Here is a 516-nt window from a genome sequence, read left to right on the forward strand (position 1 = left end):
ATATTATGTGAATCTATTCCAATACATGGGTACGCTACGCGGTCACTACTGGGTAATAGTGGTAAGTAGTGTTAGGGAATTATTTGATGCACAATGGATCTCTGCGTAACTTATGATGACGTACCCTCCCATGTCTCTGGGCATCAATGTGCCTACATTCCTTCGTTCGGTCTAGTCATAAGGCAGAGGCTAGCGAAGCTCCTTTAGGGACTCAAGGTCGAATGGAAAAAATATTGCCAGCTTCTCCGTGTCATCCTATTGTCTAGGTCTTTTAAGGGGATGTAGAACTTTACATAGCCTCTGCGAGACTAGGAATATCCTTCATCATTCGCTGTGCGTCAAACGCTTTGTGCTTTGTACAGATTCCATGTAACACTTTTAATAGTTTTCCGCATAGTACCACGATGGATTGCTTCTTGCGTAACGGATTTTCCTTACGGTTTGTGTAATACTCATGTAGTTTTCTAAAAGCTTCATTATGGCGAATCATCGGCATCATCACCCGGAAAAGGAGGG

General features: G+C 43.0%; 1 pseudogene. It reads right to left on the reverse strand.

The features are described 5' to 3' along the window. Window positions 1–289: 289 nt before the first annotated feature. A pseudogene (locus ACFFHF_RS11740) lies at window positions 290–516 on the reverse strand (IS110 family RNA-guided transposase); the annotation flags it as partial.

This window comes from Robertmurraya beringensis (assembly GCF_042433785.1).
In the GTDB taxonomy this organism is placed as follows: Bacteria; Bacillota; Bacilli; order Bacillales; family Cytobacillaceae; genus Robertmurraya_A; species Robertmurraya_A beringensis.